The sequence below is a fragment of the Bdellovibrio sp. 22V genome, assembly GCF_030169785.1.
Classification (GTDB): domain Bacteria; phylum Bdellovibrionota; class Bdellovibrionia; order Bdellovibrionales; family Bdellovibrionaceae; genus Bdellovibrio.
The window spans coordinates 1,571,910-1,597,653 of the sequence record NZ_CP125854.1 but is presented as its reverse complement, the minus strand read 5'-3'; the positions used below and the strand labels follow the sequence as shown (position 1 = coordinate 1,597,653).

Genomic DNA, 25,744 nt, shown 5'->3' with positions numbered 1-25,744 from the left:
TCAAGGGGAAATTGTTGAATTCTCAAGGTCTTTTGATAGCGTTGGGAAATAAAGATAAATGCAACAGAAGGTGACTTTTGAACTTTTTCAACTTTGATCTCAAAAAATTGGTGATGATCGGGATTGTTTTGGCTTTGCCGCTCATTTCCATCAACATGCAGCAAAGACAGCAAGAATCTAATTGGCTTTCGAAACCTTTCTCCCTTCTTGGTAGCGCTGTGTCCGAAACTTTCTATGGCTTCAGCAGCGGGGTCAAAGGCACGACGGCAATGTACGTGGATTTGATTAATATTAAGAAACACAGCGAAGAACTCAAAAGCAGCAATAACGAATTGCAGGCGCGTTTGGAAAAAATGAACGAGCTTCTTATGGAGAATGATCGTCTGCGCGGACTTTTGACGTTCAAAGAACAAACGAAGATGAGCTTGATGGCGGCGCAAGTGATCGGCCGTGATCTGGTGATCGATCACAACACCGTGACAATCAATAAAGGCACCAACGATGGTTTGAAAGCCGGTCAAGCGGTAATCACCACCGGCGGTGTTTTGGGTTATATCTTTAAACCTGAAGCTTTCACGTCGCACGTGATGTTGATCACGGACCGCTATGCGGTGGTGGATGGTATCGTGCAAAGAACTCGCGCACACGGTATCGTTGAGGGAAAAAGCCAGTACGGTTGTTCTTTGAAGTACGTGGAAAAAACAGAAGACGTTAAAGAAGGCGACCTTGTTGTCACGGGCGGCCTTGATAACATCTTCCCGAAAGGTTTCCCGGTGGCGGTCGTGGAATCCGTCGAACGCAAAACTTTCAGCGTTTCTCTTAAAGTAGATTTGCGCCCTGTGGTGGATCCTTACAAGGTCGAAGAAGTTTTTGTCGTGCTTTCTGCGGCGAACGAAGACTTCGGCGACAAGTATGCTCCGCAAGCGGCAACGGAAACTCCGGAAGGCGATGCGCCGGCCGCGACTGCAACACCGGCGCCAGCAGCGACTCCAGCCGCTTCTCCATCCACTCCGAAAAAACCTGAGGAGAAAAGACAGTGAAGATCCGCTGGAACGCCATTCTGAATTTTCTCGTTCTATTCGCAGTTTTGATTTTAGTAGCCGGGTTTCAAACGACGTTTTGGTTCCAACTTTTTGGCAACGTGCCGTCACCGCTTCTCTGGCTGAATCTTATTGTGTATGTGACTCTTTATCGCAAACCAGGTCCGGCGATCCTCACGATTTACGCCATGGGCTTCATTTTGCTCGCATTCACGGCGATGCCTTTGAAGATGATGTGGATCAGTTTGCTGATTCTCTTTACCTTGGTCTATGGAATTAAAACTCGCGTCTTTTGGAGCGGCTCTGGATACTATACTATCATGTGTGCTTTCTCTGCCGTGGCTTATCACCTAATTTATTTCTTCAGTTCAATGGTGATGGAGAAAAACCCTGCGAGTTTTGAAATCGTCGATCGACTTGTACAAATCATCCTGACTCCTTCCTTTGCCTTCCCGATGTACTGGGTCTTGGCGAAAATCGACAAAGTTACGCAGGACGAACTTATGCATGAGCCCGGAGGATTGGAGTTATGAGTACTTACGTCAGTAATCCGGATGAGGCTAAAGAGTATCAGAGTCGATACAAACTGTTTTACTTCGCCATCATCTTTACGCTCACCGTTTTCTCGATGCGCTTGTGGTATCTGCAAATTATTTCGGGAAATGAGTTGCGCGAGTTCTCTGAGAAGAACCGTATCAAACAAAATAAAATCTCCGCACCTCGCGGCTTGATGCTGGATCGCGACGGAAAAGTTTTGGTCGAAAACCTGCCAGGTTTCGAAGCCATTCTTTCTCCACAGTATATCGAGAATCTGGATGAGCTTGCAAAAACCGTCGGCCCTGTCTTGAGCATGGAGCCCGACAAAGTCGTTTTGAAGGTCACAAAAAGTCGCCGTCAAAACGGACCGTTCGCGCAAATCCGTCTTAAAGAAAACCTAAGCCGTGAAGAAGTCTTTCGCCTTAAACGCATGCGCTTGGATACTCCGGGTCTTGAAATCCGCGAGTCCATCATCCGCTACTATCCATTAAAGGACAATGGCGCGCAGCTTTTCGGTTACGTCGGCGAGATCTCTAAACGTCAGCTTCCCGTCTTGAACGACCTTTACAAGGGCACGATTCGCTTTGAACAAGGTGATATCATCGGTAAGAGCGGTTTGGAAGAGACCCTGGAAAAAGACATACGCGGAACTGATGGCGTCAGCTTCTTGCAAGTCGATGCTCACGGTCGCGAAACTGTCACGCAGACTCCGAATATTTACGGTGAACAAATCAAGGATCAAATTCCTGTCCACGGGAACAACGCTGTCTTGACCATCGACCGCGATATTCAAGAAGCGGCGTTTAAGTCTTTCATGGCTTTGAATCGTATCGGCGCGGTTGTGGCGATGCGAACCAACGGCGAAGTTCTGGCTTGGGTCAGCACGCCGTCATTCGACCCGAACGAGTTTTCAACGGGTATCTCGGCGCAGACATGGTCGCGCTTGATCAACGATCCGTTTAAACCTTTGCGTAATAAAATTATTCAGGATCACAACTCTCCAGGTTCGACATTTAAACCTTTGGTGGCTGTTCCTGCCTTGCAGGAAAAAGTGATTACACCAACAACGATCGTCAGTGCACCGGGCGTGTTTTACTTTGGTCGCCGTCCTTACCATGACCACTTAAAAGGCGGTCACGGTAACATCACAGTGTATGAAGCTTTGGAAAGATCCTCTAACGTTTTCTTCTATAAAATGGGTATCGCACTGGGTGTAGATAAAATGTATGACTACATCAGCCTTTTAGGTATCGGACAAAAAACCGGCATTGAGTTGTCGCGTGAAGTTTCCGGTACGATGCCGAACTCAGCATGGAAAAAAGCGACTGTCGGTGAAGAATGGCAACCAGGGGAAAACCTGAGCACAGCAATCGGGCAAGGCTTCGTGAACGTGACTCCTTTGTCGATGGCGATTGCCTACAACACAATCGGCACCGAAGGCAAAGTCGTGAAACCTTTCTTGGTGCGTAAAATCATCGACCAAGACGGCAAAGTTTTGCGCGAAAATTTCCCGCAAGTGGTGCGCGATCTGCAACAGACGCAACCCAACGGCGTGCATGTCTCTGCAGAAACTTTCAAGGTTGTTAAAGAAGGTATGCGTCGCGTGGCCAATGGTGAACGTGGAACTGCGAAACACTGGAAAGTTCCCGGCGTCGAGATGGCTGGTAAAACTGGAACCGCACAGGTGATGGGCTTCTCGGCCGATCAAATCTATGCGAAGTGTGAAGGCCGCCCTATTCACATGCGCCACCACGGTTGGTTCGTGGCTTTCGCGCCCGCACAAAATCCTGAAATCACAATTGCTGCTCTGGCAGAGCACTCTTGCCACGGAAGTACCGGCGCCGCGCCGATCGTTCGCGATATCGTGCAAGCTTACTTCCAAAAATATCATCCTGAGGTTATTGAGGCCGCACTCAAAGCCAAAGGCGGCAAAAGAGCGACAGCTCCTGTCGTTGTCCCTGAACCTGCGGAAGGAGAATAAGAGTGTTTACATCTTTGCATGTCGAGGAAAGAACTCTTTTCAAAAAATTAGATATCAATTTAATGATCGTGATTTTGGCCCTGAACGTGATTGGCTTGATCAATCTCTACAGTGCCACCCACGGCCCAACGTCCACGGACGTCGCGTCCTTGTTTATCTCCCAAATCATGTGGTTGATTGTCGGCTGGACCGTGTTCCTGGTGATGACGCTGCTTGATTATTCGATCGTGAGCAGGATCGCTATCGTTATCTATGTTCTGAATCTGGGCGCGATTATTTACGTGACCTTCTTCGGTAAAGTCGCTCTGGGTGCTCAACGTTGGATTGACCTGGGTTTTTTCCGTTACCAGCCTTCGGAAACAATGAAACTTGCACTGATCATGCTGATGGCGAAAATCCTTGCGACCCGCAATTCGTTGGGCGCGGGCATGGGCTTTAAAGAGATGTTCGTTCCATTGATTGTTTTGGGAATTCCCTTTGTGTTCGTCGTTGAACAGCCCGACTTGGGAACCGCGATGATGTTAGCTGCTATCGGTGGCTCGATGCTGATCTTCGCCAAGGTGAAACGCATTATCATGGTTTCTGCGATTGTTTTGGGGATTATTGCCTTGCCGATCGCGTGGAAGTTCGTTCTGCATGACTACCAAAAGAACCGCGTCCTCACATTCTTGTCACCGACAAGCGATCCGCGCGGAACGGGATATAACAGCATTCAATCTAAAATCGCCGTAGGCTCGGGCCGCTTCTTTGGAAAAGGTTTTATGAAAGGAACTCAATCCCAACTTGAATTCCTGCCGGAGCGTCACACGGACTTTATTTATTCCGTGCTCAGCGAAGAACACGGCTTCGTCGGCTCTATCGCCGTGATGGGACTTTTCGCATTCCTTTTCATCACAGGGGTGCGCATCGCTTCCAATGCTCGCGATAAATTCGGGGCGCTGCTCACCGTCGGCGTTCTCTGTTACGTCTTCTGGCATATGTTCGTAAATATCGGAATGGTTATCGGACTCCTCCCCATCGTGGGTGTCCCGCTGCCTCTACTCAGTTACGGAGGCTCATCCATGCTGACCACCATGGCGGGCTTGGGAATCGTCTCCAGCGTCGCCTACCGCAGATATCTCTTCTAAAATAAATAAAAACGGAACCTAAAAGGTTCCGTTTTTTCTTTCTGTACAACGAAAAAAGCTGCGATTCCCTCGCGTCTCCACGTGTATTAGAAAGAACGTCTCGAAGTTAGAAATAATCTCGAATCGACTAACTATCTATCAGACATTGTCGATACTTTGTTTGACACCTTGATTTGCCAACGTGAAAGGATTCGTTTTCATGGGTGATTCATTCTAAGAACCCAAACATTCCGCGAACTTAAATTCTCGGCACGCGCCTTGAACTATCTCCTAGTAACAGGAGGTCGCGGATATGAAAACGAAACATCTCAATTTAGGACTTACGCTAGTTGCCGCAACACTCACGTCCGTTCTTTTTAACAATTTCGCGTTCTTGAGCTGGGACAAGCCCGTCATCGCTTCTATTGAAAGCGTGAACGAAGCTTCTCGTGTAGCTCACGCTAAAGAGCTTTTAGGCTTTGAATATAAAGGCTCTACAGCGCAAAAGCTGGAGGGCGAAGCGACCTTGAATGAAATGATCCACCGTAAGGTGCAAACGTCATTAGCGCCTAAATGGAAGGCTTACTCACGTGGTATTGCTCGCACCGTGATTACTGAAAGCGCGAAGTACCACATGGACCCAGTTTTCGTTTTAGCGGTGATCAAAACGGAAAGTAAGTTTAATCCTGTGGTTGTAGGCCGTCATGGCGAAATCGGTTTAATGCAAATCAAACCAGACACGGCGGAATGGATTTCCAAGAAATTCAATCTTCCTTGGAACGGCAAGAAAACACTTGAGAATCCAAGCGCGAACATCCGTATTGGCTTGGCTTACATGAATTACCTGCGCAGCTCTTTCCAAGGTAAAGCGATGAAATATGTGAGCGCTTACAACATGGGTCCTTCCAACGTCCGCCGCTTGCTTGCTAAGAACGTCACGCCTGCAGAGTACAACTCTCGTGTGATGAAGAATTACAGCGAGATCTACGCGAAAATCAATACTCCGGCATTTATTCAAATTGCGTCTAACTAGTATCTAAACAAATAATATGCACCCACGAATTTCCGCTGTGGGTGCGGCTCTTTCTGGCACGCGAACATTACAAAAAGTAATCAGAACTCTAAAACAAAAAAAACTTTACCGTTTCTCAAAATCGCTCTTCAAATTTTGACAGCTCCTCCGAAAAGATTTGTGCTTTGGAGGTCGTGGTATGTTTGGGTTTAAGTATCATCTTCTCAGCCCGCACTATGTTCCAGATAATCACAGCGAGTTCTTCAATAAAATTTACGCGGCTTGGAAAGTCACTTTTAAAGAGGTTGTTGAAAGCGCCGGTGGAGTTTTAGATCCGGATGATTTCTTTCGTTGCGATCACGTGGGCGTGATCACACATAAGAATGAAATCGTCGGACTTTCTTTGCTCACGATGTTCGATTTGAAATTGCATTCCTCCGTCGAACATCACTACATCCGCGCCCTCGAGAATCCAACCCAGGAGCAGCTTCTAAAAAGAGGTATTTCCCGTCTTATTAGTATTGAATATCTGAATGTGCTTCCCGAGTGGCGCAAAAGTCATTCGAATGTCGCGTGGACGGAAGTACTTATAGGCATGGGTCTTAAATTTATGGACGAATCCGTGGCCGACGTCATTATTGGCATGCCTCGGATCGACCGCAAAGTGGATCAAATATGCCAGAACCTTGAAGGATATGAAATTCAGGCGCCGATTTCGAAAATGAATTATCCGTGCGCAGTGTTGATTTTTAATAAGCAAGATAAGCGTCGCTTTAAAAATGAAATCACCGAGCAGTACGTACAGTCGCTGTGGAAGTCACGCGAGATTGTCGGCATTGCTCCTTTCCAAAAACAAATTTTCAAAAAAGCCGTTTAATTAAAGGAGTCCCCTGTGAAAAACAAAAAAATCTTTACCGAGCTTAACAAATACCTGGAAAGAACTGGTGAAAAACTTGTGAAGGCTCCATGGACAGATCCTAACTTCTATGCGGCTTGGTGCGCGCAAACGACTTATTACGTGCGCCACTCCACCCGTCTGCTCGCCTTGGCAGGAGCGCATACGGCTTGGAAAGATCAAGAGTTTCACAATCGTTTTCTAAAACATGCCGCCGAAGAAAAAGGTCACGAGAATCTGACGCTGTTAGATCTCAAACATCTGGATCGCAAAATTGAAAACATCCCCGAGTTCGCGGCGACACAATCGTTTTATCAGCCACAGTATTATTGGATCGAGAAAGTGTCACCCATGGCCTTTTATGGGTATATCCTCTGCCTGGAGTGCTTGGCCGCGCAGTTCGGCCCGCCAATCACCAAAAAACTGACCGAGCACTATGGCCCGAAGGGAGCCCACTTCTGGCGCGTGCACTCGGAAGAAGATCCCGGTCACGTGGAAGAGGCCGTTTCGCGAGTCGAGAAATTTCCCGAAGAAGTTCAGGAGATTGTTCTAAGAAATATGATTCAGAGTTTTGAGAACTACGAAAAGATTCTGGAAAGTTGCGCGAACTTTGCCGCGCAACCCGTAAAGAAAGTCGCTTAGTTATTCAACAAACGTGCGTTGCTCATAATGAGCAGCGCGCGAGGGCGACGAGCCTTCAACAAAGGTCCCATCCAATCCACTCGATGCTCCATCACCAAACGATCTGTCGATTGCAATTCACGAAGGACATGGTTTTCAACATTCGGCTTGAAGTTCCCTGTCAATTCGCCCGAGAAAATGCGAGAAGCATAGTCGAAAAGTTGACGAGTGACGTGCGGCTCACGCTCAAACAAAGACCACCACTCTAAAGAATGCAGCTCTTCCAAAGTGTAAGAGCAGAACTCAAAAAAGTTGAAGTTGCGGAACAACTGAACGTTTTCATCGGAATAGATTTCGAAGATGTGTTCTTCTGTCAAATGTTGGAAAAGATCCGCTTTCGGCGCCAAACCCAATTTGGACAATGCACGCCAAGTGAAAGACAAACTGTCTTTGATTTTGTAACCGTCAGACACCTGTTCTACACAAAGATCATGGTAAAACTGCACGTGGTCGACAGCGATTTTCTTTTTTTCAACAGTCAGTTTTGAGAAATGCGGTAGACCGTCAAGATAGGGCTTACGGTGAACTCCTTCGCAGGCAAGAAGCATAGAAATCTTCTGTGTCAGAGTTTTGAATTTCTCTTCTAAGAGAATGTCTTCTGATGAACGTACACCTAATGACAACGACATAATCACCTTCGGCCAGTGCCCATTTAACAGACACAGATCTTAGTATAGAGGTTTAATCATGTCCATAAATGACATAAAAAATGGGAGCCAAAAAGGCTCCCATTTCATAAATTTAATCTTTCTAAATACGATCGCAGCTAGATGTGATTAAACATTCTTATTTAGGAAATCAACGATCGCGTCTTTAGGGTGATTTCCAACAAGTTGTCCCACTTCACTGCCGCCTTTGAAAAGCAACATCGCAGGGATACCGCGGATACCGTACTTGCCTGGAGTTCCAGGATTCTCGTCCACGTTCACTTTAACGATTTTAACTTTTTGTCCAAGCTCTTGTGCTACTTCTTCCAACTTTGGAGCCAAGGCACGGCAAGGTCCACACCACTCTGCCCAGAAATCAACAAGTACTGGAGTTGAGGAATTTAAAACTTCTGCTTCGAAAGAACTGTCTGTCACTGGTTTTGTAAATGTGCCCATGAATGGCCTCCGTAACTAATCAAATACCAAATTCTATACTTAATTTGTATATGAAAACCTTATCGTCAAGGTGGTCTAGGATCAATCACTTTTTAAACATGGCTTTGGTGAATTCGCGACGTAACTTATCTATTTCGTTAAGGTTTTTATCTTCTGGGTCCACTTGTAGCTCTTTGAGACGTCGACGCGCCTCCACTCGACTGATCGTACTTTTAGGAGGGACCTTCACATCTGCGACCATTTCCTGGTATTTCGCAATACGCTCTTTGAGCTTCTCTTCCGATTTTTCGAGGTCCGCCCGCGCTTTTGCCTGCAGTTCCGCCTCTTCCGTTTCGACCGCGTTCATTGGCGCGGCTTCTTCCTCTAAAGCCGGTTCAATCCGTTCAACTTCGGGAGCTCCTCCGCCTAAAAGTTCGCGCTCCAAGGACTTCAAATCGACATCGGGAAACGCCTCTTCCGCGGCACCACTCACACGTTCTTCTTCATTGACGGAAGACATGCGATCACCGAAACGAAAAGAGATTTTTTTCTCCTGTTCTTCGTTATTTAGATCAAAAGATTGAGAATCTTCACGAACTCTTTCGGGACGCAAAGAGGCCTCGTCTGCGTCGCCTTCAACTGTTCCTTTAACGTAGATCGCTTCTTCTTCAAGATTGAATTTCGAATTGGAACCGCCAGTGGCAGCCCCTTTTTGCTGAGGGCTTTCGACATGCATCGCCTTGTTAAGACGTTCCAGCAAAACAGCTTCATCGTGACCGAGAATTTTTCCAAGAACTTGCACAAGACGCAGAGGAGGCACCGGAGCCTCCAGAATCATGTCGACACGAATCTTGATAAGATCTTGCGGTGTCGGTTTGAAGTTTGCCGGGAAAATAAGCACGGACTTTCCCTGCCAGCGCGTCGCCTCTTTCAATCTTTTTCCAACTCCCAAAGAGTTGACCTTACCGCCGCGGCCCGAGCCAACAACAAGATCGGGATTGAACGCCACCATCTGATCCGCCATTGCATATTCACTGGTAACCCCGATGACATCAAATCCGACTCTTTTCAGAGTGGCTTCAACGGCCATCAAGTCTGCGTAATCCTCGTAAACCAAAAGTATCTTGTTCATATCTTTATTGTCAGATAAGGAGTCATTGGGGTCAATAAGGCTTCAACTGGACAATGGACGCGATGACTCGGCCGCGAAGGTCGGTCTACAATTAAAACTCACACGGAGACCTTTTTGAGTATCTTTAACGGAAAAAAAGCAGCCCAATATATTTTCTTTGAGATGCTGCCTAGTTTTATTCTGGGACTGCTGGTGTTCATTTCAATCATTCTCATGTTTCAGGTCTTGCGCCTGACTGAGTTCGCCTTGATTCATGGCGTGACGATCAAAACGATCGCCGAAATCATCGGATATGTCGTTATCTCACTTTTGCCGGTACTTTTTCCCATGGCCCTTTTGTTTTCTGTCTTATTAACATACGGACGGCTTAGCCAAGATTCTGAAATCGTCGCGATGAAAGCGTCGGGTCTTCCGATGGGCACTTTGCTTCTGCCGGCGGTGATCTTGGCGACATTCGTCGGCGTGATCTCCGCGCAAATGTCATTCAATATTGCCCCTTGGGGCAATCGTCAGTTCGAAGTTCTTTTCAATCGTCTTTCCGACACCAAGGCCGCCGCTGTCATCAAAGAGGGAACATTCTCAGAAGGTTTTTTCAATATGGTGGTTTACGCCAACAAGGTGGACTCGGAAAAAGGTCTCCTGACGAACGTTTTTATTTATGACGAAAAAACCGGAGATGCTCCGTTAACGATTATCTCCAAAGAAGGTCAGATCATCCCCGATCCCGATAAACCAGGACACGAGTTGCTTCTGCGTTTAAAAGAAGGCGAAATTCACCGTCAGGCAAAAACTCACACGAAAATCAGTTTCGACACCTACGACGTAAAATTTTCCGAGCCCCTCGTGCTTTCTGAAAAAGCAAAATCGCCGCAGTCTTTGACTCTGCAAGAGGTTCGCAATCGTTTGAAGGAAGAGATCAAAGACAAAGAAATGGAACGCACCTTACGCACGGAGTATCACAAGCGCTGGGCCATCAGCGTTCTGTGCCTGGTTTTCGCGATGATCGGCGTGGGCCTCGGAACAACGACGAATCGCCGCGCAGCTAAAGCCGGTGGCATGATCATGTGTATTCTTATCATCATCTTCTATTGGGCTCTTTACGTCGCCGCAGAAGGCATGGCTCGTTCCGGAACTGCACCTGTGGTACTTGCGATCTGGGCACCTAATGTTATTTTTGGAATCTTAGGAATTGAAGCGTTAAGAAGAAATTGGAACTAGGCTGTGGTCGAAAAATTAGAGCGATGCAGTAGCATCCATACTACCACGGTCATCCTTGACCACATCGCCCCTCCCTTAACTCAAATGTTAGGGGCAATCCGATGGCCTTGCAAAAGATTTTTTTAGAACATTTCATTTTTTTCTGAGAGATTTTGGTCACTTAGCACAGCCACTAGGGCTAGTGCGAGACCTTCGATAAGTCCGCTATCCCTACTGGGGACATGTTTTCGCCGCTGAGTTCCGCACGAAAATACATGGATAAATCTTGAGCATCGCGGACAAGCCCTGCTCCCTCCGCCAGCAAATCCAAACTTCCTAAAAAATGCGGATCTTGCGGATGACCGGGAACAACCCACAAAGAACGTCCCAATTGCAGCGCCTGTTGTGCCGTGATCAAAGTGCCACTGCGTCTTTTGGCTTCAACTAACAATGTCGCTTTGCCCAGAGCCGCAATCAGGCGATTGCGGTGATGAAAAAGATGCTTATGCATTCTTTGCTCAAAGACATATTCACTTAAAAAACAACCGCCGCCATTCAACACAGAGTCTTTCCACTCGTACAGACTTTCCGGATAGAGCTGCCCCAGTCCCGAGGGCAGCACAATCACCGTGCTTGCACTTTTGCGTAAAGCAATCGAATGGGATTTTTGATCTACACCGCGTGCTCCCCCGCTGACCACACAAGGTTTTTCCTGGTCACAAAAAGTCGTGAACTCTTTTTCCATCCATTGAATAGAATCAAAACAAGGTTCGCGACTTCCGACAACCGCCAGTGTTCTTTGCGTGAGCCAAGCCGGCGATCCCCAATAACTCAGAGTCAGCGGCGGTTCGGACATCCAATAGCAAGCCGCGGGAAAAAGATCCTCACCATAAACCACGAGCTGAATTCCTTGCATTTTTAACTTCAGGCTTTCTTCGCAGTGTTTTTTAAAAAGCGCATGATTTTTCTGAAGTGCTTCGCAAAGCTCTGGCAGCAGTTCTTTAAGTTCACACAAAAGAACGTCGGCGGTCAGCTCTTGCGCACGTCCTAAGCGAAGATAAAGCTGGTGAATGGCGTCTCTATGCACCGTGTACAGAGGATGGTTTTTAATTAGCTGGGAAAGAGAGTAAAGATCGTTCATAGACAAAGGGCCCTGCAATCTGCAGAGCCCTTTGAGAATCACTAGAAATCAAGATCGGAGTCATCGCCTCCGGATTCCGGTGCTGGAGCCGGTGCTTCCGTAGAGGTGTCCTCTTCAAATTCTTTTTCAAAGTCGTCGTTCGCGGGTGCCTCGCTTTGTCTTTCGATGGCAGGAGCTGCTTCGTTCAAGGCATGCACCACGGACTTGCCGACGTAATCGCCGAGCAAAATATCATCTGTAGATTTGATCACGTATCCTGTCGCAAAATTCGGAGCGACTCTGACAACTTTAATCAAACCGATCACGCGGTCGTTGATCACAGCTTCCGTGTTTTTATTGCGCACGCGCTCATCTGCGAAAATATTCAGCGTTTGTCCCTCTTGCAGACCTTGGCTTGCGCCACCGTCCAAGAAAACAAGACTGTTCGAACCAAAGAGTGTGCGTTTGGTATCAAACTGTCCGCCCATGATTTTTGCGCCCACACCTGAAGTAACCGGCCCCACTGACGGATCGATCATCGGCATCTTGCCTTCAGTCAAAACAGAGCCGACTGTAACCGGCTGGATCGTTTTCTTTACAATCGCGCGATACACATTCTTATGATCGTTCACGCGTTCCAAAACTTCGATCTCGCCTTGTATCTCGACCATGTGACCCACGCGATCTTTGACTTGCGGATCTTTCACCGCAGAGACATTTCTTTGCGCGACGTAGTTTTTGCCACCAGCAGCGCCGTCCAATGTGACATAGATGTACTGATAGTCGCCGGCCGTTTGCATATTCATCTCTACACCCGTGACCTTACCCACACCTGCAATCGGCGCATCCTGAATGTAGTACTCAAGATTTTCCATCGCCGTTGGGAATTGCGTTTTCGGCAACGCGATTTCGACCTGCACGGGTGGCGTATTCACGGCCCCCATGCGATACAATGGCAAACTGCCCGGAAGATTTTTTAAAAGCGGCGCTCTTTTCTTTGGACGAGGAATTTGCGCTGGAGCCCCCTCGATAACTTTCGGAGCGCCAGGTGTTACAGCCTCTTCAGCTCCCGCCGCAGGTGCCTCAGCAACTTGCACTGTGGGAGCATCATCCATACTTCCTGGGAAGAACTGAATATTCATACCCGGATCAATCTCATGCGGATTTAAGATTTGACCATTGTTGAAAGACCACACCTTCGGCCAAAAAAGCGGATCACCGAAGAAGGTTTGCGAAATGCCCGAAAGAGTATCGCCTTTTTGTACAGCATACACTTCGGACTCACGACCTCCGACGGCTTTTTCCCACACTTCTTCGGAAGTTGGTTGTTCGTTATAAGTTTTGTAAATGCGGTGAAACTCCGCCTCGCGCGAATAATCGGGCTCCGTCGAACCACCGAGTGCTGGTGACGCCACTTCTGTCGGCGTTGCCTCTGGCGGCAATTCCGTCGGCATAGAAGGCTCCGCCACTTCAGGAGCTGGAGGCGCGATTTCTTCCTGTCCAGGCTCCGGGATCTCTTTAAACTCTGGCACCGTCGGCTCAACCACTTCACGTTGTTGAGGTTCAAGAACATCTAAAGGATCTGACTCCCAAGGTGCATCCGGAGGCACGTCTTGAGCTTGTGCGAGCAACGCACAAAAGATGAGGGCTAACATCACAGAGATTTTTTTGTTCTTCACTCTTTGCATCCTTGCAGGGAGTTTTTTAGTTGAACATTCTTAGTTCAGCATCGGCACGGAAAGATTCCGGGCTGCCTGGATACTTTGCGCGAACCTCTTTCAAAGCGCGCTTCGCGAAATCAGGAAGATTCATGCGTTTGTAAGTCATGGCCTTCGCAAACTTGGCAGCGACGACTTTGTTGCTGCGAGGATACTTTTGTTCGATTTGCGCGAAATGTTTGACGGCTTCCGCGTAATTGCTGTGGTCGACAGCCATGCGTCCCGCGAGGAAAAGAGCATTATCCGCGTAAGAACTTTGCGGGAAACGGGTCAGCAAACTTTGCAGACGACTCTTAAATGCAATTTCATCATCATTGTTGTAAGCGCTCACCATTTCAGCATAGAGAGTGATGTCATTTTCTTTCGAAATGTCTTTCCCTGTCAGCTCTACGAGCAAGGATTCTTGCGCCAAGTCTTTTGCTGAAGGGCTTTTCATCTTGGCAGTAGGCTTTGCTAAAACACTTAACGGAATGCTTAAAAGGACCGTTGCTGCTAATAGTCTAAGTTGCTTCATCTATCGACACCTCTTGATCTTTTTAAAGTATGACACGTACAGAGAAGTGCAAACAAGCAGGAGTTATCCACATAAAATGTTGAGTTAATGTAATGCTGGACCTTAGACCTGTTTGTTTTCAAGGGTTTCAGCGGATTGCCTCTTCCTTGTGCATCAATTAAGTATATGATTTTACTAAAATATATCCAATTACAGCCGTGCAATTAAGCTTACAAATTTCAGATCTTAAAATCCGACCTCAGAAGACGCGCGGACCCGAAGACAGATTATTTTAGAAATCAGGTGCGTTATGAAATTTGCTAAGTGTTTGTAACTATGATCTTTCTCTTCACCCTTGCATTAAGCGTAAGCATTTCACTTCCCAGCACTTTGCTGAGAAACATATCAGCTCTATCTCACAAACTTCAGCAAAGCTGTCTTCAGAATCTTCCGCACGAAACAGAAAATCACGTTTCATTAGCAGCGCTCGTTTGTGGTGAAAAAATCACAGACGAAAATTTGAAAACAAATTTGAGCAAAACATCTTTGATTCACATCTTCGTTGTCTCGGGCTCTCACTTAATTTTGCTTGATCAACTTTTGAGCATCTTGCGGATTCCAGTCTTTTTAAGATTTCTTTTTCTTGGCGGCTATTCACTCGCCGTCGGTTGGCAAGCGCCCGCTGTGCGGGCTTTTTTGGGTCTTTGTCTGCGTGAGTTTTTTCGCCGCAAAAAACATTTTTTCCCCGCTGATCTTGTTGTTTTACTAACGGGCTTAAGTGTTTTGTTTTTGTTTCCCGCGTGGTGGAATTCTCTGTCGTTGCAAATGAGTTGGTGCGCGGCTTTGGCATTGGGTGTGCCGGAACTCTTACGTTTGCGCGGCTCGATGGCGCGAATTCTCGCCGCTCAGTTTTCCATTTTTCTATTTATGAGTGCTCCCCTTTGGGGGCTTGGCAGCCTTCATCCGCTCGGGCTTCTATACAATTTATTTCTTGCCCCAGTGGTTTCTTACGTTCTTTTGCCTTTAAGTTTTTTAGCCGTTCTTTTTAAAGGTCTTTGCTTAACCTTCTTTGATAAAGTTATGACGAGCTTTACATTCGTGCTGCCGTTGCTGGCAGAGCCGGTTCAAATTGTGCGCGGCTCCCCTCCCTCCGTTGGTTTTCTGTGGCTGTGGATTCTTCTTTGGCACTTGGTGTTTCATTTCTTACGACTGCATTTGTGGCAGGGAAAAGATTCCACGCGATGAAAGTTTTTATTCTTTTGCTTATCACTTTGAGCGCCAGTTTTATTGGCCAAGATGTCGTGCGAGGCTATGTCGTTGTTTGGAATGTCGGGCAAGGACAATGGGTCACGAAAATTTCGGCGACGCAGTGTCAGCACTTCGACATGGGCGGCGAATTCTTTCCCTGGAAAAAAATTTTGCAAGCATGCCGCGGAAAAACAAACTCTGCGGTCTTCAGTCATTGGGACTGGGATCACATTGGCGCTGTGAGCAAGCCCTCAGTGCGCTTTCTTAATCTTTGCGCAAAACTGCGTCCGCTGGGCGGGTCTTCGAAACGGAAAATGAAATTGTTAAAAACTCTTCCTGATTGCGCCGACATTCCAAATAAGTTGCGAGTCTGGTCGCCACTTCGCTCTAAAAACTCAAACTCCCAAAGCCAGGTCGTTTATACTGAGGGTTTACTTATTCCGGGCGATTCGCCAATCGCACAAGAACATCTGTGGAAGGATCGCCCATGGCTGTCCTTTGCCAAAGTTTTAATCCTAGGTCATCACGGCTCCAACACAAGCACCTCAGAACCGCTTCTGCAGCGCCTTCCACGCCTGCGTCTAACCATCAGCTCCGCACGTTGGGCCCGCTACAAACACCCGCACCCAGAAGTCCTCAGACGCCTCAAATCCCACAACCTCCCCCTCCTCCGCACCGAAGACTGGGGCAACATCTGGCTAGAACAATAAAAAAAGGTGCCTGCTTCTTTTTTCTGGCTAAGCCGCAGCAAATCCGTCCGAACTTCCGAGCCTCGGGCAGATCACTCTCCATAGATAGATGTTTTGTAAAAACGAAGATCTTCATTTTTATTATCTATTTTTCAAAACACTCGAATTTCGGGAAACTAGAGGTCGGAGGTTTTTATGAAATGTCCAACATGCAAAGAAGTAAATCTGGTGATCTCTGAAAGACAGGGAATCGAAATCGACTATTGCCCTGAATGCCGCGGTGTTTGGTTGGATCGTGGCGAGCTCGACAAAATTCTTGAGCGCTCACAACAACACACAAGCCCTTCCCGCGCCGCTCAGGAATCACATTCACAGCATCACCAGCAACCGAACCCTTATCAACAACACTACCCCCAACACTACAAAAGAAAAAAGTCCTTCTTAGAAGAACTCTTCGACTAAAAGGAACTTAGAAAAGTAAGTAATTAAAAAAGAAAACCCCGCAAGAAACTTGCGGGGTTTATATTTTCTCAATTTACCCAAAACCAAGGCTGATCAAAAGTGGTCAGCCGCGAGGCGGAGGGCTCCGCGAAGCGCGGAGGTGTACTCCCAGTACGTCGGAGCGATTCGCGGTACCCGACAACGAAGTCGGATGGCCGCTTCTCATCAGCCGCCGTATTAACCTTTGTAAGGGCGATACTCCATGTGAAGATCTTTCGCTACCGGCTCATAACATACGTATCCGCCGTAAACGTTCAAACCTTTCATCAAGGCTGGAGATTTCGCTACAGAGTCTTCAACTCCCATAGCAGCGATCATTGAACCGTACTTCATAGTTACGTTCGTCAAAGCGTAAGTTGAAGTTCTTGGTGCAACACCTGGCATGTTAGGCACGCAGTAGTGGATCACTCCGTCTACTTCGTAAGTTGGGTTTTGGTGAGACGTCGGACGGCAAGTTTCGATACAGCCACCTTGGTCAACCGCAACGTCAACAACAACAGAGCCTTTAGACATGGAAGAGATCATCTCTTTCGAAACAAGAGTTGGAGCTTTGTGACCTGTGATCAAAACGCCACCAACAACAAGGTCAGAATCTTTCACAGATTCTTCGATATTTTTCGCGTTAGAATACAAAGTTTGGCAACGACCTTGGAAGATATCATCCAAGTACTCAAGACGTGCAGTGTTTACATCAAGGATAGTTACAGAAGCGCCAAGACCTACTGCCATTTTCGCTGCGTTCGTACCAACAACACCACCACCGATGATTGTCACTTTACCTGGTTTAACGCCCGTCACGCCGCCCAAAAGAATCCCTTTACCGCCGTGATCTTTTTGCAAGTAGAAAGCACCGATTTGAGTTGCCATACGACCTGCAACTTCAGACATAGGAGTCAAAAGTGGCAATGAACCGTTGTCCAATTGGATCGTTTCGTAAGCGATCGCTTTCACTTTACGCTCGCACAAAACTTTTGTGAGTTTCGGCTCTGCTGCCAAGTGAAGGTATGTGTAAAGGATTTGGTTTTCGCGCATCAATTCATATTCATCAGGAAGTGGTTCTTTCACTTTCTGAATCATGTCGGCTTTCGCGTAGACTTCTTTTTTCGTGTCGATAATTTTCGCGCCCGCTTTTTCGTACTGCTCGTTTGTGATGCCAGATCCAAGACCTGCATCTTTCTCGATAAGAACTGTGTGACCTTCTTTTACGTACTGACGAGCACCCGCTTCAGTAAGACCCACGCGATTTTCAGAAATCTTAATTTCCTTAGGAACACCGATAATCATTTTTCACTCCCATGTATTTCAAATGACAACTCCGGACTATGCCAGATTGGTAACAAAAAGCAAGAAACCCCCGGAACGGAGAACGGGCCGTTTGTCGCTATGTAGCCAGAAAAAACAAGCAGGCACCTTTTTTGGTGGCGCTGCGTTAGTATGCTGGTATAGGGTTGGGATTTGAAAGTCCTCGATCGCGAGAACCCTTCTTTAGGAGGGTGTTTAAGACTTAAACATAGGCCCCAAACGGGGCTCTAAGGTCTGTAAACAAGTGCCTCAAATCAAAACAAACTCGTTTCCAGTCCCTTTTTCCGTGGCAGGAGGCTTGCACCCTACCGAATGACTTCATCCGTCTGGAGACTTATATGAAACTGACACGGCTATTACCGTTCCTGTTGCTGGCTTCGGCGAATGCATTGGCGCAAAACACAACGCCCCAATGGCGTATCACCCAACCGGCCTGGACAAATTCCCACGAGGAACAATTCGGTAACTTCGTCGCACAACTCGGCGAGGCTGTCGAACGCCGCGAGTGCGCCAAAGTCGACACGTGTCTGCAAAGCACCGCCAACAAATATTACGGCACGGATCCTTCAGGTTTAAAATATTTCGCGGATTGCGCGGATCTTCCCTATTATTTGCGCGCCTACTTCGCGTGGAAAAACGAACTGCCTTTTTCTATCGTGAGTGAAGTCAAACCGAACGTGGCTCCGGGAGATGACATTAAATCCGTGCGTGACGTTCGCTACTCTCCGCTAGGCAACTATGTGACGAAGCGTTTTGACGTCGTCACGAAGAGCGGAATTTTTAAAAACACTTACGCAGATGCTCGCGAAATTTTGAATGAGACGGTTCCACAATTAACGTTCTCTGGAACATTCCGTATGATGGGTCACGAGGACACGGGACTTTTTGCTGACTTCTATCCTGCGCGAATTTCTCGCGAAGGCATTAGACCCGGCACTGTGATTTACGATCCCAACGGTCACGTCGCCATCGTTTATAAGGTGACTGACGACGGTCGCATTTTTTACATCGACTCTCACCCTGACAACTCTTTGACGATGGGTATGTTCACGCCGAAGTTTTCGCGCAGTAATCCTTATCAAGGTGCCGGTTTCAAAAACTTCCGTCCTCTTTATTTAGCGGGAGCAAAAGTCGATTCTTCGGGCCATCACACCGGCGGCCAGGTTCTGTCGTATCCAAACTCCCAGCTTATTGATTTCAGCACCGAGCAGTACTACGGCACAGAAAGAGATCCCGGCGGAGTTTGGAATAAAGGAAAATTCGTCGTTCAAGGTCAACAAGTCGGCTTCTATGATTATGTGCGCCTGAGTCTTACTCAAGGTGAATTGCACATTGATCCATTAAAAGATATGGCGCAAATCGTAGACGATATCTGCGTGAGCTTAAAAGACCGTGTCGCTGCCGTGGAAGCCGCACGCACTTCCGGCGTTTATCTAAAACCGCATCCTGAAAGACTTCCGGTTAATATCTTCGGAACTGAAGGAGAATGGGAAGCCTACGCAACGCCATCCCGTGATGCGCGTTTGAAAGTCGCGTTCATGGATTTGCTCAGCCAAACAAAAGCTAATATTGAACGCTACAAGCGCGGCGAATCTTCCATTCGCTACAACGGCGTGAATTTGGCCGAGGATCTCTTTAAAGTCTACGCTCAGAAAGCGCAAGCTTGCCAATTCTCTTACACAACGACAAACAATCTGACTGTGAAGATGAATTTGGAGGCCGCTCGCCAAAGACTTTTCGCGATGAGCTTCGATCCCTATCATTGCATCGAGCACCGCTGGGGTGCACGTATTGCCCAAGAGTTGGCGGCTTGTACGGATGATTCGAATAAACGTCTTTGGTACGAAAATCAAAAATGGATGCGCTATCAGTACGAGAGAAAGTACGATGCGAGAATGGACTATTCCGTTTACGAACTCACGGGTCCATTGCCAGGTGGTGTTGGTATCGCGACTCCTCCGGATATTGATATCGTTGGCTATTTGAAATCTCAGCGCTAAGCTCATGCGAGAGCTCCCGATGCGGCTACCAAGGGCCAAGCTTTGGCTTAGAGCCGCTCCGGCAGACACGGCCCTCCAGGCCTCGCCGCGCTTTGGTACGACATCGTGTCGGCGCGGAGGCCTGCCTCCGGGCTCTAAGCCAAAGCTTGGCCCTTGCCAGCCGACGGAATCTTTCCCATGAACATAGATTGAAAATCAAAAAAACAACGATCCTCGTTAAAGCGTTTGCGGCCTAAGACGCAAAAAAGTATCGGACAAGGGCCATTGCGAACGCAAAAATATATCCGTAACTAAACTTGTCTAGACGAATCAGTTCCATACCTTTTTTCGCACGACGAGCACCAAGAATCGAAACTAATGCACCCACAATCAATGGAGTTAGAATTAGGTTCGCCACTCTTAAAGAGCCCTCATTCACAAAATGATTTCGAACGATTAACAAACTGAGACCACCACAAATGGCGCCGACGACGGCATAACCAATAAGGGCAACAAAAGGGTTCGGTTTTCTTTTAAATGTTTCCGCAATACTATGAAAACCGAGTTCAAAAAGAACCTGAATAATTATCTCAACAAAAAACTCAAAAACAATACTAGCAATGAAGTCCATATTCCTATTTACCAAGTTTCACATAACCTGAGTCTGCATACAAGACCATAAAACAGAACCATGTTTTCACCAATGAAACAGGATATATTTTTTTAGAAGCCCTCAAAAGATCTTTCTGCTTATAACCCCTACGAGAATTTCCTGAGGAGCGGAGCTTACCTCTGTCTTCTCCGAAGTCGGCCTCCGCCAAGCGTGATGCGTTCGACCGCGCCAGCGGGCGATGGCGGCAGAGCCTCATGGATGAGCGTGCCGACGTAGCGAGGAGACAGAGGTAAGCTTCGCTCCTCGGGAAGTTCCGTCGTTCAGAGGAAGAATGAATTTAGAGAGGAACGCTCCAGCCCGAGTAGCGTTGGACTTCTTCGGAGATGTCGGCCCCGAGTTCGACGTGGCGGTAGCTCGTTGGTGAGTCCCAGATTTTTTTGACAAGTTTGTTCATGATGTCGTGGCCGGCTTTGTAAAGGACTACGTGCCCCATTAAAGGCATTTCCAATGTCACTAAATCGCCGAGAGCATCCAAAGCTTTGTGACGAACGAATTCATCCGCCCAGCGCAGGCCTTCAGGGTTGACAACCTGATCGCCATCAAGAACGATGCAGTTATCGAGGCTTCCCCCTTTTGCAAGGCCGCGGGCTTTTAAAGCTTCGACGTCCTTCATAAAACCAAAGGTTCTGGCGTTAGCAACGTCGCGACCGAAAGACTGTTCGTTGATATCAAGATCGATTGTCTGTTTGCCGATCACAGGATTCGGGAAATCGATTGTCACAGTTAAACGCAGTCCGTGATAAGGAACGACGTAAGCGTGCTTCTCACCTTCACTGAAATAAATCGGCTCAGTGATGTAGCAATACTTACGCGGTTGATCTTGCTCGACGATTCCTACAGCTAGCAAAGCTTGCAGAAAATCACGAGCACTGCCGTCGCCGATGGGAATTTCGGGACCGTCGAGTTCGATAAATAAATTATCAATGCGCAACGCAGACAATGCCGAAAGACAGTGCTCGATAGTTGCGACAGAAAAGAATTCTCCGCCAATAGTTGTCTGGTGCGAAGTCGCTTGCACGTTCTTCGCTGTGACTTTGAGAGAAGGATTTCCAGGGAGATCGCTGCGGATAAAGTAAACACCGGAATCAGGAGGCGCCGGCTTAAAGGTCAATGTGCAGGAATCACCGGAGTGAATTCCGATTCCATGAACAACTGTCTTTTTACGAATCGTTTTCTGTAAAAACATACTAGTTAGACATTACTCTAACTAGCCTACCTTCGCAATGCGCATTTGCCCGACCACGTCGCCCTTCCAGTTTGTGACCGAAGGTTGAGTGTATTTTGCTAAGCTCTTAAACTCCGCCTCTGTAAGACCGCCTAATTGCAATAGAAGCGTGGCTGCTGCGACCTGAGCCGCGCGACCAGCTCCGTCGGAGGCCTTGATTGCGAAGGCGACTTTCTTTTCAGGCAAAACACCACAAAAAACACCTTCGGCGCCACCCTTGATAATGGCGCGTCCCTGTGTCTTTTCAATCACAGCTGTGGCGAAATTGTCACTTCCTGAAATGTAAAACGGATAGCTGCGCACCGCTCGCAAGATACGCTCGGCAGCGGCTTTTCGGGCCGGAGCCTCTTTAGAATTAATGAACGTCGACATGCCTGCAGCCATCGCCTGCAAAGGGACAGCGTAGGTCGGAATTCCGCAGCCATCAATACCGTGCGGAACTTTCGAGTGATCGACTTTCATGGTTTCACTCAAAACTTTGCGCAATCTTTTTTGCGCATTATGTTCGTACTTTTCATAACCGGCAGGGTCTTCACCCAAATGCAAACACGTGGTGATGATCGCCGCGTGCTTACCAGCGCAGTTATTGCAAAGAGCAGTGGGCTTGACACCACGACGGTTCATATCCAAAGCACTGGCTTCGTCATAAGGCAAATGCGGAGCGCAGACATATTGTGATTCTTTAATTCCGACTTTTTCCAGCCACTGCGAGAGCGCGGCAAGATGATCTTTTTCTCCGCGGTGAGACGCACATGCCAAAGCAATATGTTTGTCATCAAGGCCAAACTTTTCAGCCGCGCCCGATTCAATCAACGGAAGAGCTTGAAGCATTTTAATAGCACTTCGAGGCATCGTTAAAAACTGCGGATGCCCCCAATACTCTTTCACATGTCCTAGTTCATTGACCACAACAGCCATGACTTGGTGGAGACTCTCGACAACCGGGCCTCGCAACACTTCAACAACCAACGGTTGCTTAGAAGCCATATCAACCACTCCCAAAAAATAGTACGTTCAAATTGAGTTGAAAGCCCTTCGACTGAAAACAAATAAAGGGCCCGAGATATTGTAACAATACCTCTTTAGCCCTCATAATATTTTTCTTAAACCAGACTCAAAACAGGACGGGTTTGCGATTACGAATTCACGTTTAGAATAGTATTCTTAGCAAACTCAGTGATTACGCGGCCTCGCTGCGTCTTCTGAATGAAACCTTCTTGAATCAAGAAAGGCTCGTAAACTTCCTCAAGAGTGTCGCGCTCCTCGCTCAAAGCTGCGGCAATAGTATCAATACCCACAGGGCCACCGTTGTATTTTTCTTGGATCAAACTGAGAATTTTCCGATCCATCAAATCCAGACCGAACTGATCGACACCCAACTGATTCAAAGCATAGACCGCGATGTCTTTCGTGACGGTGCCATTGCCTTTGACCTGCGCATAGTCGCGCACGCGTTTCAACAAACGGTTCGCCACACGCGGAGTTCCGCGCGCACGTCGTGCGATCTCTTCCGCACCCTCTTCATCCATTTTGACTTTTAAGATGTCTGCGGAACGAAGAAGAATTTTTTGTAAAGCGCTTTTGTCGTAAAACTGCAAACGCTCGACAATGCCAAAACGATCGCGAAACGGAGGATTGAGCAATCCCGCACGCGTCGTCGCCCCTACCAAAGTAAACGGCGCTAATTGAAATTTCATTGAACGCGCGCCCAGGCCCTCGCCGGTGACGATGTCGATGTAGTAGTCTTCCATCGCCGTGTAAAGATACTCTTCCACGTGACGGCTAAGACGATGAATCTCATCAATGAACAACACAGAGTGAGGTTTCAACGACGTCAAAACAGCGGCAAGGTCGCCTTTTTTGTCAATTGCGGGAGCCGAAGTCATTTTGATCTCCGCACCCATATCATTGGCGATGATTTTCGATAACGTCGTTTTACCCAAACCTGGAGGACCGCACAGAAGAACGTGATCCAAGGATTCGCCACGATGTTTTGCCGCAGCCACAAAGACTTTTAGTTTTTCTTTAACGTCATCCTGCCCTGGGAATTCTTCGAAGTGCTGGGGACGAAGTTCGTTTTCCCAACTCTTTTCGCCTTCAACCGGATCGCCTTCAAGAATGCGACTCATGACAAGCTCCCAGACAATGTCTGCAGACCTTTACGCACGCCTTCTTCCAAAGAAATTTCTATCGGCAAAGAAGACACGAATTGATCGACCAATTGCGATTTATAACCCAAGTTGAGCAAAGCCGAAGTGATTTGCGTATGCGATTCTGATTTAGACTTGATTGTCTCTTCGATCGAAACAAGTTTTCCTTTGAGTGTAAGAATAATTTGCTCCGCCGTTTTCTTACCAACTTTAGGAAGTCCCGAAAGCGCTTTGGCATTTCCAGCTTCGATCATTTCCTGAATCTGCGCGGGACGTCCGCCGGAAAGAATGCTCAAAGCCATTTTCGGCCCGACGCCATTCACTTTAAGCAAAGAAAGAAAAAGATTTTTTTCATCTTTCGAGTGAAAACCAAAAAGCATCAACGCATCTTCGCGCACATGCGTATGCACCCACACGATGATATCTTTTCCCAACAGCGTTTGCAGATCTTCCAGGGTGTTTGCGGATGCAAAGATCTCGTAACCGACACCGTGAACATCCAGCAAAGCAGAGTCGCTCAAAACTTCAATAATTTTTCCACGTAAATAACCGATCATAAACTCACCGCTCTTTGCAGGATAGATTTCTTTTTCAATTCAAAAGCGTGGTGACAAGCCATCGCTAAAGCATCCGAAGCGTCAATACGATTGATGGTCTTCAGGTTGAGGATCGCCTTCAAAATGGCTTGCACGTCTTCTTTGGAGGCTCCGCCATTTCCTGTGACACCTTTTTTCACCACACGTGTCGCATACTCAAGGACATCAGCTCCACCAGCGCCGGCTTCGTACATCACAACCCCGCGGGCATGGCCGAGTTTGAAAGCGCTGTCCGCATTTTTACCCAAGAAGATTTTTTCAATCACCACTTGTTGCGGTTTGTATTTCTCCATCACTTCGCGAAACGCCGATCCCAATTCGATCATGCGTTTTGGAAACGCCTGATCCGCATCCAGCAAGATCACGCCATGATTGATATGCTCAATCCGGCCGTTCTCAACTCGAACAACTCCAAAACCTGTAATGCGGGAACCGGGGTCGACCCCGAGAATCGTCAATGACATCAAAACACCAATCCGTCGCCCTTATTTGAAGCTGAAGCTATTGCTTAGTCAACGAATCTGAAATAGTATTAATGGAAGTGATGAAAATAGATGCAAGCACAGTTGAAAAGTACCAAATGATTCTTGAGAAAGATCCCAACTCTCAGGTTTTCGCTCCATTGGCGGAGGCTTATAGGGAAATGGGCATGCTCTCAGAAGCGCAGAAAACTGTGACTGCGGGCGTTCAACGCCACCCGCAATTTGTCGGCGGACTTGTCACCTACGCAAAAATTTTCCGCGATCTCGGTCATTTAGGAAAAGCCCTGGAAGCCTTGAAGAAAGCGACTTCCCTGGCTCCAGAGAATATTTTAGCGCATCAATTACTTGCCGAAGTGGAGTTGGCGAATAAAAATCCGAAGGATGCTCTTAAGGCCTTTAAGATGGTTTTATTCCTCAATCCTAACTCGAAAAGCGCGCAAAGAGCCGTACAAAAATTAGAATCTTTGACGGCGGACGAATACGATGAAGACGTTTTTGCGATGACAAAACTGCCTGAAGTTTTGCTCGACAATCCGCCGACTCCGACGCCGCGTTTGCAGGAAAAACAAGATGAGATGGTGGTGAAACCCACACCCGTCACGCCCAACAAAGCTTTGGAAAGAATGTTGTCTTTGATTGACGCCTTTATCGTGCGTAACGACCTGGAAAAAGCGCATGCCCTTTTGAAGGACACCCGCATCGAATTTGGCGATCATCCTGAAATTCAGCGCCGAATGAAGACGCTGCAAGTGCGTTATAACGATTCTGATGAGGCAACGCCCCTGCGTCCGTTGCAACCTCGCGAGAAGCTGATTCGCGAGCGCAAATTGGAAGTGTTGGAAATGATGCTTCGCAGAATTCAAGATTATCGCATGCAAAGCTAAAAACTAAAAAGGCTCCCGAGG

General features: G+C 47.5%; 26 protein-coding genes. 13 read left to right on the top strand and 13 right to left on the bottom strand.

The genetic code is table 11. From position 1 onward, the window contains the following. Positions 1-77: 77 nt before the first annotated feature. From mreC to QJS83_RS07700, 7 genes are all read left to right on the top strand, one after another. Positions 78-1,040: a rod shape-determining protein MreC gene (mreC, locus tag QJS83_RS07730; protein ID WP_284608599.1), complete on the top strand. Its 963-nt coding sequence runs from the start codon at positions 78-80 to the stop codon at positions 1,038-1,040. Next, positions 1,037-1,573, top strand: coding sequence for a hypothetical protein (locus QJS83_RS07725; protein WP_284608598.1), 537 nt, complete (start codon positions 1,037-1,039; stop codon positions 1,571-1,573). Before mreC ends, QJS83_RS07725 begins: the two co-directional genes overlap by 4 nt. Further along, positions 1,570-3,558, top strand: a complete 1,989-nt coding sequence (mrdA, locus tag QJS83_RS07720; protein WP_284608597.1) for a penicillin-binding protein 2 — start codon at positions 1,570-1,572, stop codon at positions 3,556-3,558. Before QJS83_RS07725 ends, mrdA begins: the two co-directional genes overlap by 4 nt. 2 nt (positions 3,559-3,560) lie before the next feature. Further along, positions 3,561-4,685, top strand: a complete 1,125-nt coding sequence (gene rodA, locus QJS83_RS07715; protein WP_284608596.1) for a rod shape-determining protein RodA — start codon at positions 3,561-3,563, stop codon at positions 4,683-4,685. A 292-nt stretch (positions 4,686-4,977) separates the two neighbouring features. Beyond that, complete coding sequence (locus QJS83_RS07710) at positions 4,978-5,697, top strand: lytic transglycosylase domain-containing protein (RefSeq protein ID WP_284608595.1); 720 nt, start codon at positions 4,978-4,980, stop codon at positions 5,695-5,697. Between the two features lie 178 nt (positions 5,698-5,875). Beyond that, the gene (locus QJS83_RS07705) at positions 5,876-6,553 is read left to right on the top strand and encodes a hypothetical protein (RefSeq protein ID WP_284608594.1); all 678 of its coding nucleotides are present in this window, start codon (positions 5,876-5,878) and stop codon (positions 6,551-6,553) included. A gap of 15 nt (positions 6,554-6,568) precedes the next feature. Next, the gene (locus QJS83_RS07700; protein WP_284608593.1) at positions 6,569-7,213 is read left to right on the top strand and encodes an iron-containing redox enzyme family protein; all 645 of its coding nucleotides are present in this window, start codon (positions 6,569-6,571) and stop codon (positions 7,211-7,213) included. Here the strand turns inward: QJS83_RS07700 and QJS83_RS07695 are convergent. The 3 genes from QJS83_RS07695 to QJS83_RS07685 form a co-directional block, all read right to left on the bottom strand. Next, positions 7,210-7,881, bottom strand: a complete 672-nt coding sequence (locus QJS83_RS07695) for a hypothetical protein (RefSeq protein WP_284608592.1) — start codon at positions 7,879-7,881, stop codon at positions 7,210-7,212. The two genes, QJS83_RS07700 and QJS83_RS07695, sit on opposite strands and share 4 nt — an antisense overlap. 147 nt (positions 7,882-8,028) lie before the next feature. Continuing rightward, a complete protein-coding gene (gene trxA, locus QJS83_RS07690; protein WP_284608591.1) occupies positions 8,029-8,355 on the bottom strand; it encodes a thioredoxin in 327 nt (108 codons plus the stop codon). Positions 8,356-8,440: 85 nt separating this feature from the next. Beyond that, complete coding sequence (locus QJS83_RS07685) at positions 8,441-9,466, bottom strand: ANTAR domain-containing protein (RefSeq protein WP_284608590.1); 1,026 nt, start codon at positions 9,464-9,466, stop codon at positions 8,441-8,443. Positions 9,467-9,580: 114 nt separating this feature from the next. Here QJS83_RS07685 and lptF point away from each other — a divergent pair, with 114 nt between their 5' ends. Continuing rightward, a complete protein-coding gene (gene lptF, locus QJS83_RS07680; protein ID WP_284608589.1) occupies positions 9,581-10,684 on the top strand; it encodes an LPS export ABC transporter permease LptF in 1,104 nt (367 codons plus the stop codon). Positions 10,685-10,862: 178 nt separating this feature from the next. On the opposite strand, the gene QJS83_RS07675 is transcribed toward lptF, so the two are convergent. Genes QJS83_RS07675 through QJS83_RS07665 form a run of 3 tightly spaced genes read right to left on the bottom strand, consistent with a single transcriptional unit; the run spans position 10,863 to position 14,015 of the window. Beyond that, positions 10,863-11,804, bottom strand: a complete 942-nt coding sequence (locus tag QJS83_RS07675; RefSeq protein ID WP_284608588.1) for a DNA-processing protein DprA — start codon at positions 11,802-11,804, stop codon at positions 10,863-10,865. Positions 11,805-11,845: 41 nt separating this feature from the next. Next, positions 11,846-13,471, bottom strand: a complete 1,626-nt coding sequence (locus QJS83_RS07670; RefSeq protein WP_284608587.1) for a LysM peptidoglycan-binding domain-containing protein — start codon at positions 13,469-13,471, stop codon at positions 11,846-11,848. A 16-nt stretch (positions 13,472-13,487) separates the two neighbouring features. Next, the gene (locus QJS83_RS07665) at positions 13,488-14,015 is read right to left on the bottom strand and encodes a tetratricopeptide repeat protein (protein ID WP_284608586.1); all 528 of its coding nucleotides are present in this window, start codon (positions 14,013-14,015) and stop codon (positions 13,488-13,490) included. Between the two features lie 498 nt (positions 14,016-14,513). Between QJS83_RS07665 and QJS83_RS07660 the strand changes: the two genes are divergently transcribed. From QJS83_RS07660 to QJS83_RS07650, 3 genes are all read left to right on the top strand, one after another. Further along, positions 14,514-15,239: a ComEC/Rec2 family competence protein gene (locus tag QJS83_RS07660; protein ID WP_350159272.1), complete on the top strand. Its 726-nt coding sequence runs from the start codon at positions 14,514-14,516 to the stop codon at positions 15,237-15,239. Continuing rightward, the gene (locus QJS83_RS07655) at positions 15,236-15,952 is read left to right on the top strand and encodes a ComEC/Rec2 family competence protein (protein ID WP_284608584.1); all 717 of its coding nucleotides are present in this window, start codon (positions 15,236-15,238) and stop codon (positions 15,950-15,952) included. Before QJS83_RS07660 ends, QJS83_RS07655 begins: the two co-directional genes overlap by 4 nt. 174 nt (positions 15,953-16,126) lie before the next feature. After that, the gene (locus QJS83_RS07650; RefSeq protein ID WP_284608583.1) at positions 16,127-16,393 is read left to right on the top strand and encodes a TFIIB-type zinc ribbon-containing protein; all 267 of its coding nucleotides are present in this window, start codon (positions 16,127-16,129) and stop codon (positions 16,391-16,393) included. 216 nt (positions 16,394-16,609) lie between these two features. Here the strand turns inward: QJS83_RS07650 and ald are convergent, their stop codons facing one another. Beyond that, complete coding sequence (gene ald / locus QJS83_RS07645; protein WP_284608582.1) at positions 16,610-17,716, bottom strand: alanine dehydrogenase; 1,107 nt, start codon at positions 17,714-17,716, stop codon at positions 16,610-16,612. Positions 17,717-18,072: 356 nt separating this feature from the next. On the opposite strand from ald, the gene QJS83_RS07640 reads away from it, so the two are divergent. Next, positions 18,073-19,734: a hypothetical protein gene (locus QJS83_RS07640; RefSeq protein ID WP_284608581.1), complete on the top strand. Its 1,662-nt coding sequence runs from the start codon at positions 18,073-18,075 to the stop codon at positions 19,732-19,734. A gap of 232 nt (positions 19,735-19,966) precedes the next feature. Here the strand turns inward: QJS83_RS07640 and QJS83_RS07635 are convergent, their stop codons facing one another. From QJS83_RS07635 to ruvC, 6 genes are all read right to left on the bottom strand, one after another. Beyond that, positions 19,967-20,344, bottom strand: a complete 378-nt coding sequence (locus QJS83_RS07635) for a hypothetical protein (protein WP_284608580.1) — start codon at positions 20,342-20,344, stop codon at positions 19,967-19,969. 319 nt (positions 20,345-20,663) lie between these two features. Further along, a complete protein-coding gene (lpxC, locus tag QJS83_RS07630; protein ID WP_284608579.1) occupies positions 20,664-21,572 on the bottom strand; it encodes a UDP-3-O-acyl-N-acetylglucosamine deacetylase in 909 nt (302 codons plus the stop codon). A 21-nt stretch (positions 21,573-21,593) separates the two neighbouring features. Then, on the bottom strand, positions 21,594-22,598 hold the full coding sequence (locus QJS83_RS07625; protein ID WP_284608578.1) for an asparaginase: 1,005 nt from the start codon (positions 22,596-22,598) through the stop codon (positions 21,594-21,596). A gap of 149 nt (positions 22,599-22,747) precedes the next feature. Then, positions 22,748-23,740 (bottom strand): Holliday junction branch migration DNA helicase RuvB, encoded by a 993-nt coding sequence (ruvB, locus tag QJS83_RS07620; RefSeq protein ID WP_284608577.1) that lies wholly within the window; start codon positions 23,738-23,740, stop codon positions 22,748-22,750. Beyond that, positions 23,737-24,318 carry a Holliday junction branch migration protein RuvA gene (gene ruvA / locus QJS83_RS07615; RefSeq protein ID WP_284608576.1) on the bottom strand — a complete coding sequence of 194 codons (582 nt, stop codon included), beginning with the start codon at positions 24,316-24,318 and terminating at the stop codon, positions 23,737-23,739. Before ruvA ends, ruvB begins: the two co-directional genes overlap by 4 nt. Then, entirely contained in the window at positions 24,315-24,821 is a 507-nt protein-coding gene (gene ruvC, locus QJS83_RS07610; protein WP_284608575.1) for a crossover junction endodeoxyribonuclease RuvC, read from the bottom strand. The genes ruvA and ruvC overlap by 4 nt, the downstream gene beginning before the upstream one ends. Positions 24,822-24,892: 71 nt before the next feature. On the opposite strand from ruvC, the gene QJS83_RS07605 reads away from it, so the two are divergent. Then, positions 24,893-25,723, top strand: coding sequence for a tetratricopeptide repeat protein (locus tag QJS83_RS07605; RefSeq protein WP_284608574.1), 831 nt, complete (start codon positions 24,893-24,895; stop codon positions 25,721-25,723). The last annotated feature ends 21 nt before the right edge of the window (positions 25,724-25,744 follow it).

Excerpts from the sequence above, each read along its gene's own strand:
- QJS83_RS07685 (WP_284608590.1), bottom strand. The coding sequence starts at position 9,466 with ATGAACAAGATACTTTTGGTTTACGAGGATTACGCAGACTTGATGGCC.
- QJS83_RS07635 (WP_284608580.1), bottom strand. The coding sequence starts at position 20,344 with ATGGACTTCATTGCTAGTATTGTTTTTGAGTTTTTTGTTGAGATAATT.
- QJS83_RS07695 (WP_284608592.1), bottom strand. The coding sequence starts at position 7,881 with ATGTCGTTGTCATTAGGTGTACGTTCATCAGAAGACATTCTCTTAGAA.
- QJS83_RS07640 (WP_284608581.1), top strand. The coding sequence starts at position 18,073 with ATGAAACTGACACGGCTATTACCGTTCCTGTTGCTGGCTTCGGCGAAT.
- ald (WP_284608582.1), bottom strand. The coding sequence starts at position 17,716 with ATGATTATCGGTGTTCCTAAGGAAATTAAGATTTCTGAAAATCGCGTG.
- lpxC (WP_284608579.1), bottom strand. The coding sequence starts at position 21,572 with ATGTTTTTACAGAAAACGATTCGTAAAAAGACAGTTGTTCATGGAATC.
- QJS83_RS07665 (WP_284608586.1), bottom strand. The coding sequence starts at position 14,015 with ATGAAGCAACTTAGACTATTAGCAGCAACGGTCCTTTTAAGCATTCCG.
- ruvB (WP_284608577.1), bottom strand. The coding sequence starts at position 23,740 with ATGAGTCGCATTCTTGAAGGCGATCCGGTTGAAGGCGAAAAGAGTTGG.
- QJS83_RS07650 (WP_284608583.1), top strand. The coding sequence starts at position 16,127 with ATGAAATGTCCAACATGCAAAGAAGTAAATCTGGTGATCTCTGAAAGA.
- QJS83_RS07655 (WP_284608584.1), top strand. The coding sequence starts at position 15,236 with ATGAAAGTTTTTATTCTTTTGCTTATCACTTTGAGCGCCAGTTTTATT.
- ruvC (WP_284608575.1), bottom strand. The coding sequence starts at position 24,821 with ATGTCATTGACGATTCTCGGGGTCGACCCCGGTTCCCGCATTACAGGT.
- QJS83_RS07710 (WP_284608595.1), top strand. The coding sequence starts at position 4,978 with ATGAAAACGAAACATCTCAATTTAGGACTTACGCTAGTTGCCGCAACA.
- QJS83_RS07705 (WP_284608594.1), top strand. The coding sequence starts at position 5,876 with ATGTTTGGGTTTAAGTATCATCTTCTCAGCCCGCACTATGTTCCAGAT.
- QJS83_RS07670 (WP_284608587.1), bottom strand. The coding sequence starts at position 13,471 with ATGCAAAGAGTGAAGAACAAAAAAATCTCTGTGATGTTAGCCCTCATC.
- ruvA (WP_284608576.1), bottom strand. The coding sequence starts at position 24,318 with ATGATCGGTTATTTACGTGGAAAAATTATTGAAGTTTTGAGCGACTCT.
- QJS83_RS07675 (WP_284608588.1), bottom strand. The coding sequence starts at position 11,804 with ATGAACGATCTTTACTCTCTTTCCCAGCTAATTAAAAACCATCCTCTG.
- QJS83_RS07605 (WP_284608574.1), top strand. The coding sequence starts at position 24,893 with ATGGAAGTGATGAAAATAGATGCAAGCACAGTTGAAAAGTACCAAATG.
- QJS83_RS07625 (WP_284608578.1), bottom strand. The coding sequence starts at position 22,598 with ATGGCTTCTAAGCAACCGTTGGTTGTTGAAGTGTTGCGAGGCCCGGTT.
- trxA (WP_284608591.1), bottom strand. The coding sequence starts at position 8,355 with ATGGGCACATTTACAAAACCAGTGACAGACAGTTCTTTCGAAGCAGAA.
- mrdA (WP_284608597.1), top strand. The coding sequence starts at position 1,570 with ATGAGTACTTACGTCAGTAATCCGGATGAGGCTAAAGAGTATCAGAGT.